12 protein-coding genes are annotated in these 14,573 nt (G+C 66.4%); 9 read left to right on the top strand and 3 right to left on the bottom strand.

The features are described from left to right. The first annotated feature begins 11 nt into the window (after positions 1-11). On the top strand, positions 12-803 hold the full coding sequence (locus ACB033_RS13055) for an ABC transporter substrate-binding protein (protein WP_139725778.1): 792 nt from the start codon (positions 12-14) through the stop codon (positions 801-803). A 21-nt stretch (positions 804-824) separates the two neighbouring features. Here ACB033_RS13055 and ACB033_RS13050 read toward each other — a convergent pair whose 3' ends face one another. Continuing rightward, positions 825-3,020: a glycoside hydrolase gene (locus tag ACB033_RS13050; RefSeq protein WP_371140549.1), complete on the bottom strand. Its 2,196-nt coding sequence runs from the start codon at positions 3,018-3,020 to the stop codon at positions 825-827. Between the two features lie 332 nt (positions 3,021-3,352). On the opposite strand from ACB033_RS13050, the gene ACB033_RS13045 reads away from it, so the two are divergent. Both ACB033_RS13045 and ACB033_RS13040 read left to right on the top strand, forming a co-directional pair. Continuing rightward, positions 3,353-4,015 (top strand): hypothetical protein, encoded by a 663-nt coding sequence (locus tag ACB033_RS13045; protein WP_162519912.1) that lies wholly within the window; start codon positions 3,353-3,355, stop codon positions 4,013-4,015. A 20-nt stretch (positions 4,016-4,035) separates the two neighbouring features. Beyond that, positions 4,036-5,379, top strand: a complete 1,344-nt coding sequence (locus ACB033_RS13040) for a zinc-dependent metalloprotease (protein ID WP_139725775.1) — start codon at positions 4,036-4,038, stop codon at positions 5,377-5,379. Between the two features lie 100 nt (positions 5,380-5,479). Here the strand turns inward: ACB033_RS13040 and ACB033_RS13035 are convergent, their stop codons facing one another. Beyond that, entirely contained in the window at positions 5,480-8,626 is a 3,147-nt protein-coding gene (locus ACB033_RS13035) for a S41 family peptidase (RefSeq protein WP_139725774.1), read from the bottom strand. A gap of 260 nt (positions 8,627-8,886) precedes the next feature. On the opposite strand from ACB033_RS13035, the gene ACB033_RS13030 reads away from it, so the two are divergent. From ACB033_RS13030 to ACB033_RS13005, 6 genes are all read left to right on the top strand, one after another. Further along, entirely contained in the window at positions 8,887-9,363 is a 477-nt protein-coding gene (locus ACB033_RS13030; protein WP_005308598.1) for a murein L,D-transpeptidase family protein, read from the top strand. Between the two features lie 135 nt (positions 9,364-9,498). After that, entirely contained in the window at positions 9,499-10,218 is a 720-nt protein-coding gene (locus ACB033_RS13025; RefSeq protein WP_139725773.1) for an AzlC family ABC transporter permease, read from the top strand. Positions 10,219-10,220: 2 nt separating this feature from the next. Continuing rightward, positions 10,221-10,562: an AzlD domain-containing protein gene (locus ACB033_RS13020; protein ID WP_010635181.1), complete on the top strand. Its 342-nt coding sequence runs from the start codon at positions 10,221-10,223 to the stop codon at positions 10,560-10,562. Positions 10,563-10,678: 116 nt separating this feature from the next. Beyond that, positions 10,679-12,205 carry a YjjI family glycine radical enzyme gene (locus ACB033_RS13015; RefSeq protein ID WP_139725772.1) on the top strand — a complete coding sequence of 509 codons (1,527 nt, stop codon included), beginning with the start codon at positions 10,679-10,681 and terminating at the stop codon, positions 12,203-12,205. Between the two features lie 37 nt (positions 12,206-12,242). Next, on the top strand, positions 12,243-13,094 hold the full coding sequence (locus tag ACB033_RS13010) for a YjjW family glycine radical enzyme activase (protein WP_139725819.1): 852 nt from the start codon (positions 12,243-12,245) through the stop codon (positions 13,092-13,094). 179 nt (positions 13,095-13,273) lie between these two features. Beyond that, a complete protein-coding gene (locus ACB033_RS13005) occupies positions 13,274-13,597 on the top strand; it encodes a DUF1820 family protein (RefSeq protein ID WP_043169320.1) in 324 nt (107 codons plus the stop codon). 43 nt (positions 13,598-13,640) lie between these two features. Here ACB033_RS13005 and ACB033_RS13000 read toward each other — a convergent pair whose 3' ends face one another. After that, positions 13,641-14,564: a LysR family transcriptional regulator gene (locus ACB033_RS13000; protein WP_371140548.1), complete on the bottom strand. Its 924-nt coding sequence runs from the start codon at positions 14,562-14,564 to the stop codon at positions 13,641-13,643. Positions 14,565-14,573 lie beyond the last annotated feature (9 nt).

Here is a 14,573-nt window from a genome sequence, read left to right as displayed (position 1 = left end):
AGGAGTCGAGGGTGGGAACAAGAGCGCGGTGGAGGTGGCTGCTGGCCACGCTGCTGCTGACGGGGTCGCTGGCGCAGCCGGCCCGGGCACTGCAGGCGCTGACCGAGCAGATGCCCCCTTACAACTACCAGCTGGCCGGCCAGCCGGTGAGCGGTTTCTCGGTGGATCTGCTGCAGGCTCTGCTGGCGCGCAGCGGCCTGGCGCTGCGCGGTGACATCCAGCTGCTGCCCTGGGCGCGGGCCTATCAGAATGCCCGCTATCGGGCGGGCAGCATCCTCTTCTCGGTGGCGCGCACTCCGGAGCGGGAGCACCAGTTCCAGTGGGTGGGGCCGGTCGGGCCGCGCACCATCAGGGTGTGGCGGCTGAGCTCGCGCACCGACATCCAGCCCCGCAGCCTGCTGGAGGCGAGCGACTACCGGATCGCCGTGGTACGCAACTCAGCCTCGGCCCAGCAGCTGATCCGCCAGGGGCTGGCGCCGGTCAGCGTCAACAGCGAGGAGGACAAGTTTCGCATGCTGCTGCGCGGCCGGGTGGAGCTGGTGACGGCGCTGGATCTGGGGGCGGCCTTCCACATGCACCAGCTGGGGCACGGCTTCGAGGCGCTCACCCCGCTGTTCGTCTATGACGACAGCGAGCAGTATTACTTCGCCCTCAACCTGGCGACGGAGCCGGCCAAGGTGCAGGCCCTGCAGCAGGCCCTCGACCAGATGCGCCAGGATGGCTCGCTGGAGACCCTACGCCGGCGCTGGCTCAACCTTCATTCGCAGCCCTCTGTCTCGCTCGGCGGGGCAGCCCCTTTCTGATCCCCCGTCACCCCGCCGGGCCTAGCCCTGGATCTTCAGCACGCTGACCGGTTTGCCCTTGAGCGCCACCAGCAGCTGCCGGCCCGCCAGCTTGTGGCCGTCGATCATGATGGAGTTGTAGCTGAAGTTGGCCACCAGCCGGCTGCCGTCGGAGAAGCGGGTCTCCTGCACCCGGCCCACCCCGTCACGCCAGCGAAAGCCCACCAGCGCCTTGTCCCACAGCGCCTCGTGCAGCGGGGCGAACTGCTCGCTCAGCCGGGTCAGCTCCGGCAGGCGACTGGCCAGCGTGCTGCGGCTCAGGTTGACCAGCGGCGGGGTGTTGTAGAGCAGGCCGAGCAGGGCGCGCTCCTCCTTGATGCCGGGGAATTTCAGGTTGTCCAGCAGCCAGTGGTGGCTGTTGAGCACGGAGTCGTGGAACACCGCCTGATAGAGGGGCAGCCGATCCGCCGGATTGAACACCGTCTTCAGGTAGCGCGGCTTGAGCCGGGCGGGCTGGAAGAAGACTTGCGGCGCCTCGTCCGGCCACCACTTGCCGAGGTAGTAGGGGGACTTGGCCTGCTTGCGCATGGCGGCATCCTCCCAGCCAAAGCCCCAGCTCTGGATGCCGTGGGCAAACAGCAGCGGCTTGCTGGTGAGGGCGTTGCCATCCTCCGAGCCCAGCACCAAGCCTAGGTGCTCCCCCACCCAGCTCATGCGGGCGTTGCGGTCGGCGATCATGGCCTGGCTGCCCTGCTGGTGGGCCGGGTTGTAGTCGTTGGAGGCCATGGCGGTGCCATCCACGTCGAGGAACAGGCTGTTGATGCCGCTGGCCTTGGCCAGCTCGCTCATGCGGCTCTTGGCAAAGGGCAGGGTGCAGCCGGGGTTGAGATAGACCCCCTCGCCGCCAAAGCCCGGCTTGGGCTTGCCGTTGGCCTCGACGATGGCGCAGCGCTTGCCGATCTCCGGCGGCAGCTGGGCGGTGAGCCAGCTGTCGTTGGTGCCGAGCGCGATGGCGGTGTCGTAGGAGTCATAGCTGCCCACCAGATAGCCCTGGCGCTGGGCGGCTGTGAGGGCATAGCCCTGCTGCAGGGCCGCCGTCCACTGCGGAGTGCCGAGCCACAGCTTGCGCAGTCCCGCCTGCTGCAGCGCCTCGATCACCGGCAGCGACAGCCCCTGGCCCCAGCGCTCCTGGGGCACCAGCAGATCCCCCAGCTGACCCTTGACCCACTGCTGGCGCAGGGCCAGCACCTTGCTCTGGGCCTGCGGGCCCTGCTGGGCAGGCAGCGGCAGCTGGCTGGCAATCAGCCGGTTGAGGCCGGCCATGATCAGGCTCTGCTGCCAGATCTCGGGATGGGCGGCGGCCAGCGCCTCCCGCTCCTCGGCATTGAAGGTCTGCAGCCACTCCGGCTTTTGCTGCAATCTGGCCTGCAGAGCGGGCCACGCCTTCACGTCCTGCCGATCGAGCAGGGCATCCCCCCACAGGTAGACATGGCTGGCGCCGATCAGTCGCCGGCCGGCCGGGACGCGGGCAATCTTGTCGGCCAGGGATTGCCAGGCCCCCTCGCTCTGCAACCACGCCCGGTAGCGGCGGGCGCCGGCCAGCCAGTCATCCCCCACGCTCAGCCGCACCACCATGGGCGCCTGAGCGTTGAAGCTGCTGAACTCGTGGCTGGCGCTCAGCTGCAGCCGGCCCCCCTGGCGGCTGAACTTGAGCCGGTTGTCGTAGGGGCTCTGCAGGATCCAGCTGTAGGTCTGCTTGCCCGCATCCTGGCTCCAGAGCGGCAGCTTGAGGTCGTAGTGGGTGTTGAGCTCGGCCAGCTCGTCGCCGACATAGCCGAGCCAGTCGCTGTCGCGCACCGAGAAGCGGCTGCCCTCGCCGATGGCGAGGGAGAGGTGGGTCTGGTTTCTCGGCAGGCTGTACCAGGTCAGCTGACGGGGACTGTCGCTGGCAAGCGTCAGCAGCAGGTCGTCGCCATCCAACCTGACCTCCACCCTGGCCTCCTGGGCGGGCCAGCGCCAGCTGGCCTGCTGGTCATCCTGCTGCAGCTGATCGACCTGGCGGGCGGGCTGGCCCGCGCTGACCGGGATCCGGTTCACCGCAATGGCCAGGGTATCGGGATCGATGCTGTAACTTTGAGTCCCGCCCTGCAGGGTCAGGGGGGCGGCGGCCAGCGGCGCCGCCAGCCATGAAATTGCCAGCCAGCCCAGTGCTGGCGCCGTTATCCGCAAACCGTTCATGCAACATCCTTGACCTGATCAATGCCATCAGGGTACGCCGCCGCCCGCCTCCCGGTACAGCCAAATCTGCTTAACCCATATGGGGTGAAGGGAGTCATGCCGGTCGCTTTCACGGACGTTTTATCGCAGTAAAAAAGCATCATTCGAACCCTTCCTCAGCCCCCGCCAGCGCTGGCTTTGTCGACTCAAATGGATGTGCGCAAACACTAGCGTCGATTTTTCAGACGCCCCATATAGGGGGGTGCCAGCCTTGTCGCCAGTTTCTAGCATGCCCCCTCACTTTGAATGCAATTCATTGTTTTATAAGGATTGTTTTTGACTGGAGTATCAGTATGAAGAGAGCGAAATGGGGGCTTGGGCTGGCATTGTGCGCCCTCTTGGCCGGGGTGATCGGCTGGTGGCTGTGGTCGCAGCCGGTGGCGCCCGGCGCAGTGACGACAGGGGATGAGGCGCGTGCGGCAGAGTCGGCCCCGCTGGTGGAGCTGACGCCACTCGCCGCCATGCCGGTACCCGAACTCAAGCCGGCGCCGGTCACGCCCCCCACCAAGCCGGATCGGCTGCGGGAAGATGGCAGCCAGCAGCTGGAGACCCCCTGGCAGGCGGCCGAGGTGGATGCGGACTTTCCGCTGGCGGAGCCCGGCGATGCGGTCGAGCAACCCCAGCCGATCGCCCTGCAGGGCAGCGATCTGGAGCGGGCCCAGGTGGGTGACAGCGTAGCCCTGCCGCTGCCGGATGGCAGTACCCTGCAGGCCAGGGTGACAAAGGTCGAGCTGCAGCGGGGCGGGGAGCGCAACTGGCAAGGGGAGATTCGGGTCGACGGTGACAGCTATCCGGTCAATTTCACCGTCGGCAAGCAAGCGACTTTCGGGTTCATCGGCACGCCGCAAGGCAGTTACTCCGTCGAGACCCTGGGAGGCAAGGGCTGGGTTTACAAGAACCCGCCGCTGGATCTGGGTCATGGCGGCGATGACGCCCTGATCCCGACTCACCAATAACAACAGAAAAGGAAGATCACATGCAGAAAACTACCTTGGGGATCATGATTGCGGGATTGCTCGGGGCGACCCCGGTGCTGGCGGAAACCATCGACCTGATGGTGCTGCACAGCCCGGGGCTGGCGGCCCGCTATCAGGGGGATGCGCAGACCCGGATCCAGCACATGATCAACGTCACCAACCAGATCTATGCCGCCAGCGGCCTGGATCTGACGGTGCGGAGCGTGCACGACCAGCAGGTCAACTACCCGGATGGCGGCACCGACGAATCCGCGCTCAACGCGGTGACCTACCAGCAGGATCCGGCTTTCAAGCAGGTACCGACCCTGCGCACCCGTTATGGCGCCGACATGGTGGTGCTGATGCGCCCCCAGACCGGTGACCACGGCAGCTGCGGGCTGGCCTGGGTTGGTGGTTCCGCGACCTATAGCGATGGCCGCAAGGCGTATGCCGACGGGGATGTCTCCCAGGATGCCGGCAGCATGTTCAGCCATGTCACGGCCACCGGCTGTGGCGACGTGGTGCTGGCGCACGAGCTGGGTCACAACATGGGGCTCAACCACTCCCGCCTGCAAGATGGCACGGGGGGCACTTATCACTATGCGCTGGGGCACGGGGTGCGGGGTTCCTTCGCCACCGTGATGGCCTATCCCTCCAGCTTCGGGGTCTACAACCACGAGTACAAGTTCTCCAGCCCGGACCTGGTCTGCAAGGGGCAGCCGTGCGGCGTGGATTACCGGGATCAGGCCAACGGGGCCGATGCGGTGCGGGCGCTGAAGGTGACCACGCCGCAGATCGCCGCCTTCTACCCCACCATGGTAACGGAAGCGCTGCCGGATCTGGGCGAGCTGGAACGCTCCCTCGAAACCCGGCGCCAGGACCTGGCGGCGGCCCAGGAGCACTACAGCCAGCAGGTGGCGGCCAGAACCGCCCTGCAGGATCGCCAGCAGACGCTCAAGGGCAACTTTGATCGCTACCAGCGCGAGCTGAACCAGCTGAACCAGCGCAACCGCCAGACGGTGCAGGAGATCAACCGGCTGGTGCGCGAGTACAACAGCTACAGCGGCAGCTACGGCCCGGAAGAGTATCGCCGGATCCGCGCCATCCAGGCGGGCCTGAGCACCCGCATCGATCAGCTGCACGATGAGAACAACGCCATCATTCGCCAGTCCAACGAGATCAGCCAGCGTTACCAGGCCGAGGTGAAGGAGTACAACGGCAGCTGGGATCGCTACAACCAGCTGGTGGCCGCGGTGAAGAGTGCCGACGGCAAGGTGGACGAGGCGCGCCGTGAGCTGGAGCTGGCCGAGCACAGGTATCAGCTGGCACTGGCCCGCCAGCCGGCCGAGACGCAGCCGGCCTGATGCAACAAGGGCGCCCCGCAACAGGCGGGGCGCCCTTGATGTCTGTCTGTCAAAGGAGCCGACCGGGCAAGCCCGGCCGGCTCCTCTTTTTATGGCGGACTTATCTGGCCGCCGGTAGCTGGGCGAGGGCGGCCTGCACCGCGGCTGCCAGCTGGGGATCGCGCCCCGCCACCATGTCGGCCGGGGTCAGCGCCACCTGCACGTCCGGGATCAGCTCCTGGTTCTCGTACAGGGTGCCGTCGGGGTTGCGCAGTCCCAGGGTCGGGATGCCGTAGGCGAGGCCCGGGATCAGCCTGGAGGTGTGGCCGTACACCATGGTGCCGGTGCCCGGCACCGGCTCACCGACGATGGGCCCCACCTTGAGGGTGCGGTAGTACTGGGGAAAGGCCGAGCCTTCCGAGTAGCTGCCCGCATTGACCAGCACCACCGAGGGCTTGGTCCACTGGCGGGTGGCGGCGTCCGTCTCACCCTTGCCAAGGCGCGGCCAGCTGCTGGCCATGCCCTGGGCGCTGCCGCTGCCGGTCAGGAACTCCACCAGGGTGTTGGCCAGATAACCCCCCTTGTTGAAGCGCACGTCGACGATCAGCGCCTCGCGGTTGCGCTGGCGACCGAGGGCGTCGGCCACCACCTCCTCATAGACGGCGCTGTTCATCCCCGGCAGATAGACGTAGCCGACCCGCCCCTGGCTCAACTGTTCTACCTGGTTGCGGCGCTTGGCGACCCAGCCGTCGAGCTGCAGCTGATACTCCTGCTGCTGGTCGATGGCGGTGACCTCCAGCTGGTGCGGCTCCTTGGCCCCCTTGGGCAGCAGGGTGAGGGCCAGCCGCTGGCCGGCCTGATGGTTGAGCAGGGCATCCAGCTCGTTGAGGCTGTGCAGTTCGGTGCCGTTGACGGCCAGCAGACGGGCGCCCGGCGCCAGGTCCGTCTCCTGCTCCAGCGGGCCGCCGGCCAGCAGGGCGGTCAGCTCGACCGCTCCCTGCCGCTCGCGCCAGTAGCCGCCGAGGCTGGCGGTGTCGTCCGGCATGCGCAGGGAGGAGTCGGGGACGCTGCCCCAGGTGTGGGAGACATTGAGCTCGCCGGCCAGCTCCGCCAGCAGGTTGCCGAAGTCACGCTCGTTGCTGATGCCGGGCAGCAGGCGGCGATAGGCGGCCACGTAGCTGTCCCAGTCCACCCCGTTCATGTCGGCCCGGTAGAATTCGTCCCGGGTGAGGCGGGTGATCTGGTCGAAGGCGGCGCTCATCCGATCCTGCCAGCTGGCGGTGATCAGCAGATTGAAGGGGTGGCTGCTGGCCTCGCCGGAGCGGGTATCGATGAGGGCTATTTCCCCCTCCCGCACCAGGGTGGCGAGGCTGGCATCCTGGTTGAGGCTGGCCAGCGCCGGCCCCGGCTGTTCGGCAAACAGCAGCTTGGTCTCGCCCTTGCGCAGATCCCGGGCGTAGCCCTTGATCTCGCTCTCGCCGTTGGCCCCGCTGGTCTCCACCAGATAGACCAGGTGATCGTCGACGATGCGGCTGGCGAGGACGGTGCCCTCTGGCTGCAACTGCAGCGCCTCTCGGTGTGCCAGCCGGTCGGTTTCGAAGCCGTAGCCAGCCTTGGGCGGCGCCTGTTCGGCAAGGAAATCGCTTCTGGCGGCGCGGCTGCTGTAGAGACCGAGCAGGCTGCCGCCGAGGGGCTCGCCATCGGCGCCCAGCACGCCGTACTTGGTGGATTGCCAGTAGAGGATGCCGCCATCCTGGCTCCAGGCCGGCTCACCATCCCGATAGCCGTTGAGGCTGACGTTGACCGGCTTGGCCTTGGCATCCCGGGTGTCGATGACGGCGATCTCCTGCTGGCTGGAGTCGGGCTGGATGGTCAGCGCCAGGTGGCGCGAGTCGGGGGCAAAGGTCAGCTCCACCGCATGGCGGGAGGGGTTGAACTCGGCGGCGACCAGCTGGCGCTGCTTGCCGCTGGCCAAGTCCAGCAGGTGCACGGCCTGGCCATCCACCACGAAGGCGAGCTGTTTGCCGTCGGGGGAGAGGGTCGGCACGCTGATGGCTGCGCCCGGGATTGCCAGCAGCTTCTCCTCGATCAGGGTGCCGGGCGCGCTGAACAGGGTGTCGGGCTGCGCCTTCTTGAGGCGATACAGCGCCGCCGGCCCCTCCTGTTCGGAGAGGTAGATGAGTGTCTGCTCTTTATCCAGATAGCGCGGCGCTGACTGCTCGCTGGGGTGGCGGGTGAGCTGGCGTACCCGCTCGCGCTGGGTGTCGACCGCGTAGAGATCCCCCTGGCTGACCAGGATCACCTCTTCTCCGTCCTGGCGGGCGATGGCCTCGTCGATGGGGCCGGGCTGCCAGCTCTGTTCGGCCGGCACCTTGGCGAACAGCGGTTGGATGGCGAGCTTGTGCGGGGTGTCGCTGCCTGCATCGAGGCGGTAGAGCTCCCCCTGCCAGGACCAGACCAGATCCCCCTGGCGGGAGGCACTGAGGCCGCGCACCGGGTGACCCTTGAAGTGGGTGAGCTGGCGATCCTGGCCGCTGGCCAGATCCCGTTGCCAGACGTTGAAGTCGCCGCTGCGCTCGCTCAGGTAGTAGAGCTGCTTGCCCTGCTCATCCCAGACCGGATCGCTGGCGGCTACCCTGTCTTCGGTCAGCTGGCGATGCTGCTTGCCGTCAAACAGCCAGAGCCGGGAGACGGCGAACGAGTGCTGATGCTTGCGAAACGGCTGGTCCATGCCCGGCATCTGGTAGGCCAGCTGGTTGCCGTGGGGGCGGGCCAGGGTGGCCGGCAGGGGCTGGGCCGGGGTCAGCGGGCCGCCGGTAACTGGCGTCCAGTAGAGGTTGCTGGCCCGATACCCCTCCGCCACGAAGTGATCGGCGTCGGGGTTGGTCAGGCGCTGGCTGCTCAGCAGCAGCTGCTTGCCATCGGCGCTGAAGGCCTGGGGCAGATCGGGGAGCGAGTCGCGGGTCAGCCGCACCATCTCGCCGCCGCGACTCGGCACCACGAACACGTCCTCGTTGCCGTAGAGGTTGGCGGCAAAGGCTATGAGCTTGCCATCCGGCGACCAGAGCGGGCGCTGGCTCAGATAGCTGCCGTCGGTGAGGGGCACGGCGCTGCCACCATCCCCCGCACTCAGGTAGACGCGGCCCTGCCAGGTGAAGGCAAGCTGCTTGCCGTCGGGGGAGAGGGCGGGCTCGCGCAGCCAGAGTGGCTCGGCCGCCTGCAGGGGGGAGCAGATCAGCAAGAGCAGCAGGGAGAGTCGGTATCGCATCGTGAGGTTCCTGAGAGGTGAAAAGCGCCTTATCTTCCCCCAATGTCCCGCCCGGGACTATCCCGAGATAGGGGGGTTATCCCGTTGTTTTGGCAGTTAATTGTAACAATCTATAAAAGATGGCGCGGGATATGTTTCTCTGGATATATTGAGTATTGATGGCGATCCAATATGATGGCGCTCGCCCGCCACACCAGGCGGTGCAGTTCAGATGATTTGGTAACAGAAAAGCCCTTACCAGAGGCTTGCCGAGGGATGGAATGAGAGCCGTATTACTGTGTTTGCTGGGGCTGTGGCCCGCATTGAGTTTTGCCACCCTGTCCGCCGATATGGTGGTGGTGAAGAAATCGAGTTATAGCCTGACCCTGATGAAGGATGGCAAGGAGGTCAAACGCTACTGGATCGCTCTGGGTCCGGCTCCCAAGGGGCACAAGCAGCGGGAAGGGGATCAGCGCACGCCGGAAGGCCGTTACATCCTCGACTACAAGAAGACCAACTCCAACTATTACAAGGCCATCCACATCAACTACCCGAATCTGGACGACATCAAGGCGGCCAACGAGATGGGTGTGCGACCGGGCGGCATGATCATGATCCACGGTCAGCGCAACAGCATAGGCAACACCCGCCTGCAGCCGTCCAACTGGACCAATGGCTGCATCGCCATGCTCAACAAGGATCTGGACGAAGTGTGGAACGCCATCGAACCCGGCACCCCCATCATCATTCAGCCCTGACTCTCAGCAGCGCGCCACCTTCGGGTGGCGTTCTGTTTTTTGGCTCCCTCCTTTCTTTACCCGCAGCCTCTTGGTATCCGTCCCCGTGCTGTGCTAGTTTTTCCGGCTCGCCGTGGCCGCAACAAGGATGATCCCATGCCGTCAGCACCCCTCTCTCCGTCCGTCGGGGCCGAGAGTACCCGCGCGCTCTGGTGGCGCGCCTCCATCGATATTCTGCCGCTCTCCGTCTCGGTGATCCCCTGGGGGATCCTGTGCGGCGCCCTGGCGCTGCAGGTGGGGCTGAGCCCGCTGCAGGCCCAGCTGATGTCGCTGCTGGTCTATGCCGGTGCCGCCCAGCTCTCGGCCACCACCCTGTTCGGGGCGGGCACGCCGCTGCTGCCCATCATGGGCTCCACCTTCGTCATCACCTCCCAGCACCTGCTCTACGGCTTTACCTTTCGCCGCGACGTGCTGCCGCTCTCCCTGCGCTGGCGCGCCAGTCTCGCCTTCTTCCTGACTGACGAGATGTTCGCGGTGGCGCTCAAAGACAGGGAGCGCAGCGGCCGCTTCGATCCGGCCTACGCGCTCATCGCCGGCTTCGTCTTCTATCTGTTCTGGAATGTGGCGACCCTGCTCGGCATCGCCGCCGGCCAGTACATCGACGGGCTGGATCAGATGGGGCTGGACTTCGCCATCGCCGCCACCTTCATCGCCATGACCATTCCCGCCATGAAGAACCTGCCCATGGTGGCGGCCACCCTGGTGAGCGGGGCCATGGCGCTGCTCACCAAGCCGCTGCTGGCGGAGGTCTACATCATCATCTCGGCGCTCTCCGGCATGCTGGTGGGTTATGTGCTGCACCGGATGAGGAGGTAATTATGAGCTGGCTGATGATAGGCCTGCTGGCCCTGATCACCTTCTTCAACCGCTTCGCCTTTTTCTCGCGGCTGACCCGCTATCAGCCAGGCGCCGAGATGGGGGCCTTCCTCAGCTTCTCGGCCCAGTCGGTGCTGACCGCCATCTGGCTGCCCATCGTCTTCAGCTATCAGCCGGGCACTGGGCTGAGCTGGGATCCGGACTACCTGGTCGCCACCCTGCTGGTGACGGCGCTGACCCTGCTGCGGCTGCCGACCCTGCTGGTGGTGGTGGTCGGCATGGGGGGCTTCTTCCTGCTGCGCTGGCAGGGGGGCGTGGCCCAGCTGCTGCCCTGGCTGGGCTAGGCCCGTGATCCTGCATGGCGGATGTCTTCATTGGATATCCGCCATGTTGTGAATGTCACTTCAAAAAACACCTCCCAAGTGTGAGGATTTAGCTCCCATCCGTCGAGGAGCGAGCCATGTCCTTCACCGAAACCTGCCAGCGCATCGTGCGCGATCCCCTGTTGTCACCAGCCCAGAAGAGCCACTCCCTGGCGCTGGCCGCCGAGAATGCGCTGCCCTATTCCGAGCTGCCCGCCGAGGTGAGCGAGGCGATGGCCAAGGGCTTTGTCTGCGACATGTTCGAGGGACACGCTCCCTACAAGCCGCGCTATGTGCTGCCGGATTACGAGAAGTTTCTGCGCCAGGGCTCCGCCTGGCTGGAGCTGGCACCGCCGCAGGATTTTGACGAGGCGCTCGATGCCCTGCGCATCCTCTACCACCACGTGCCTTCCGTCACCGGCATGCCGGTCTGGCTGGGCCGGCTCGACCACCTGCTGCTGCCCTTCGTCGGTGAGCTGGATGACGAGGCGCTCTATCGTAAGCTGAAGGGGTTCTGGATCTACCTGGACCGGGTACTGCCGGATGCTTTCATGCACGTAAATATCGGCCCGGACGACAACCGGCTCTGCCGCCTGATCCTGCGCATCGACGGCGAGCTCAAGCAGGTGGCCCCCAACCTCACCCTGTTCCACGATCCGGCGCAGACCCCGGACAGCCTGCTGCTGCAGGGGGTGCAGAACATAGCGGCCTGCAGCAAGCCCCACATCGCCAACTACCCGCTGCATCGCAACACCTTCGACGAGCGCGGCTTCGGCATCGTCAGCTGCTACAACGCCCTGCCCCAGGCGGGCGGCGCCAATACCCTGGTACGGGTCTCCCTCAAGCGGGTGGCCGAGCAGGCCCACGGCATCGACGACTTCCTGGGCTGCCTGCTGCCCCACTACTGCCGCCTCGCCTCCCGTCTGATCGAGGCGCGGGCCGCCTTCCTGCATCAGGAGTCCGGCTTTTTCGACAGCTTCCTGGTGCAGGAGGGGCTGCTGGAGGAGGGGCGCTTCGTGCCCATGTTTGGTATCTACGGCATGGCCGAGGCGGTCAACCTTCTGATGGACAAGGAGAATCTGCCGGAGCGCTACGGCCGTGACGAGGAGGCGAACCAGCTGGGCTATCGCATCTCGGCCCAGCTCGCCCGCCACGTGAGCGAAACGCCGCAGCGCCACGCCTGGGGCGGCCGCGCCCTGCTCCACTCCCAGGGTGGGCTCAGCGTGGATCGCGGGGTGACCCCCGGGGTGCGCATCCCCTATGGCGAGGAGCCGGATCCCGCCAGCCACATGCTGGCGCTGGCGCCCCACCACGGCTTCTATCACTCCGGGATCAGCGAGATCCTCACCCTGGATCCCACCATCCGCCAGAACCCGCAGGCGCTGCTGCAGCTCTGCAAGGGGGCGCTCGCCATCGGCATGCGCGAGTTCACCGCCAACGTGGCGGACAGCGACCTGGTGCGGGTGACCGGCTACATGATCCGCAAGAGCGACGTGGCCCGCTTCGCGGCAGAAGGCTCGCGGCTGCAGACCACCTGCCTCGGCGCCGAGGCGAGCGAGCTGACCGGGATCCGCCAGCGGGCGCCGCGGGTGGTGGGACGCGAGGCGACCCTGTGTGACTACTGAGTGCGGCAGGCGGGCAGGGGCGGCGCGCTGTGCGACGGTGAGCCGCTGGCTGCCCTTCTCCTGCGTGGACGGCCCCGGCAACCGGCTGGTGCTGTTTCTGCAGGGCTGCAACTTCGCCTGCCCCGGCTGTCACAACCCGCACACCATCGGCCTCTGCGATCACTGCGGTGACTGTGTGCCGGGCTGTCCGAGCGGGGCCCTGACCCTGCACGAAGGAAGGGTCAGCTGGCAGGCGGCGTGCTGCACCGATTGCGATGCCTGTCTCGATGTGTGCCCCCGCAGCGCCAGCCCCAAGACCGCCACCATGACGGTGGCCGAGGTGCTGGCCTTGCTGCGCCGCTACGGCCCGTTGCTGACCGGCATTACCGTCTCCGGCGGTGAGGCCACCACCCAGCTGCCGTTCGTGATCGCGCTGTTCACGGCCATCAAGGGGGCGCCGGATCTGGCCCATCTCGGCTGCCTGCTCGACAGCAACGGTTCGCTCGCCGAGGCAGGCTGGCAGCGGCTGCTGCCGGTGCTGGACGGCGCCATGATCGACCTCAAGGGGTGGCACGACTCTGTGCATCACACGCTGACCGGCTATTGCCGCGAGCGGGTGCTGGCCTCGCTGCAACTGCTGGCGCAGGCGGGCAAGCTGGCGGAGGTGCGCCTGCTGCAGGTGCCGGGGCAGAGCGATTATCTCGCCGCCGACGGCACGCTGGATGGCGGGCTCGCCGCCTTCTTGCACTCTCTGGGGCCCGTGCCCATCCGCCTCAACGGCTTTCGCCATCACGGCGTGCGCGGGACGGCGCAGGGCTGGCCAGAGGCGACGCGAGAGGAGCTGGAGCAACTGGCCGCGGCGCTGGCGGCGGCGGGGCTTGGCCCCGTCACTCTGCCGCCCTTGCTCTGAAAGATTTATTCAATGCACTGATCGCAAAGGAGTTTCATGTTTATTGATGAAGGTTGCGACGAGCTGGCCGGCTTTTTTGCTGCCTGAGTCTTGAGATGACGTAACTGTGATTGCTGTCTATTTGAGCTCTGCGAGGTGGCGGCTAGAATGGGTCAATCGCCCACCATCAACAGACGAACATGAGTGAATCCAACGCCTTATATCGAGTGCAGTTCATTTGCCACAACGAGCGTTACGAAGTCTATGTCAGGGAAGTGAGCCAGGGTCAGCTGTTCGGCTTTATCGAGATCGCCAACTTCGTGTGGGACAACCACACTGCGCTTATCGTCGACCCCAGCCACGAGAAGTTGAAGAGTGAATTTGCCGACGTCAATCGCACCATGATCCCCATGCACCACGTGCTGCGGGTCGATCAGGTGCGCAAGCAGGGGGCTGCCCGCATCACCGAGCTGGGCAGCAACGTCTCTCCTTTCCCCGGTCCCATCTACACCAAGAAACCCTGAGTACGGTCGTACCCGGCACAGGTTGTGCCGGGTACGGCCCTCATCATGCCAGCTCGCGGGCCAGCTGCAGGATCCGCTGGCGAAACCAGCGCCGCGCCGGCTCCTCTCCGGCCGGGCCGTACCACACCAGGCTGTGGGTGACGGCGCCGTAATCAAACGGTACCGGCCTGCTCACCAGCCCTTGCGGGACCGCCTGCTCGGCCCAGCCGTTGACGGCGGTGAGGATCAGATCGCTCTGGCGCAGCAGGGTCGCCGCACTGCCAAAATCGGGCAGGATGGCGGCGATCTGCCGGCGCACCTGCAACTGGGCCAGGCTCTGCTCGAAGAAGGGGTTGGCCAGCTCCTGATCACGAATGGCGATATGGCGCCAGCTCAGATAGGCATCGAGATCCCAGGGCCGCGCCAGCGCCGGGTGATCCGCGCGCAGCAGGCAGACCAGCTTGTCCTCGCGCAGCGTCTCCCACACCAGCCCTTGCTGGCGGGGCAGGGGCTGGCTCTGATCGTGGGGCAGGATCACGAAGTCGAGTTTGCCCGCCGCCAGGGCCGCCAGCCCCTGCTCATCCTTGTTGCGAATGTCGGGCACCAGGCCCGGCACCTCGCGCATCAGCTGCGCCAGGATGGGCCCCATGGGCCAGACCATGCCGCTCTCGCGCAGGGCAAATTTCAGCTGCCCCTGCCAGCTGGCGGGATCGAAGCCGCCCTGGCCGGTGAGGCCGTTGAGCTCGCTCAACAGCCGGTGCAGGGTGGGGCCGAGCCGCTCGGCGAACGGGGTCAGCAACAGCTGGTTGCCCTGGCGGTAGAGCAGCTGATCGCCGAGCAGATCCCGCAACTGGTTGAGGGTCTTGCTGACGGTGGAGGGAGTGGTGCAGAGCCGCTCGGCGGTGCGGGTGACGCTCTGGCTGTCGAGCAGCAGGTGCAGGGTAACCAGGTGGCGGCCGCCCAGTCGCGACAGCGCGATCAGATCCATGAGGCCTCC

The organism is Aeromonas sp. S15(2024), from assembly GCF_041402265.1.
GTDB lineage: Bacteria > Pseudomonadota > Gammaproteobacteria > Enterobacterales > Aeromonadaceae > Aeromonas > Aeromonas dhakensis.
Note: the sequence above shows the minus strand (reverse complement) of the source record. Positions and strands in the feature narration are given on the sequence as shown.

Coding starts and splice junctions, on each gene's coding strand:
- ACB033_RS13050 (WP_371140549.1), bottom strand. CDS start 3,020: ATGAACGGTTTGCGGATAACGGCGCCAGCACTGGGCTGGCTGGCAATT.
- ACB033_RS13045 (WP_162519912.1), top strand. CDS start 3,353: ATGAAGAGAGCGAAATGGGGGCTTGGGCTGGCATTGTGCGCCCTCTTG.
- ACB033_RS13040 (WP_139725775.1), top strand. CDS start 4,036: ATGCAGAAAACTACCTTGGGGATCATGATTGCGGGATTGCTCGGGGCG.
- ACB033_RS13035 (WP_139725774.1), bottom strand. CDS start 8,626: ATGCGATACCGACTCTCCCTGCTGCTCTTGCTGATCTGCTCCCCCCTG.
- ACB033_RS13030 (WP_005308598.1), top strand. CDS start 8,887: ATGAGAGCCGTATTACTGTGTTTGCTGGGGCTGTGGCCCGCATTGAGT.
- ACB033_RS13025 (WP_139725773.1), top strand. CDS start 9,499: ATGCCGTCAGCACCCCTCTCTCCGTCCGTCGGGGCCGAGAGTACCCGC.
- ACB033_RS13020 (WP_010635181.1), top strand. CDS start 10,221: ATGAGCTGGCTGATGATAGGCCTGCTGGCCCTGATCACCTTCTTCAAC.
- ACB033_RS13015 (WP_139725772.1), top strand. CDS start 10,679: ATGTCCTTCACCGAAACCTGCCAGCGCATCGTGCGCGATCCCCTGTTG.
- ACB033_RS13005 (WP_043169320.1), top strand. CDS start 13,274: ATGAGTGAATCCAACGCCTTATATCGAGTGCAGTTCATTTGCCACAAC.
- ACB033_RS13000 (WP_371140548.1), bottom strand. CDS start 14,564: ATGGATCTGATCGCGCTGTCGCGACTGGGCGGCCGCCACCTGGTTACC.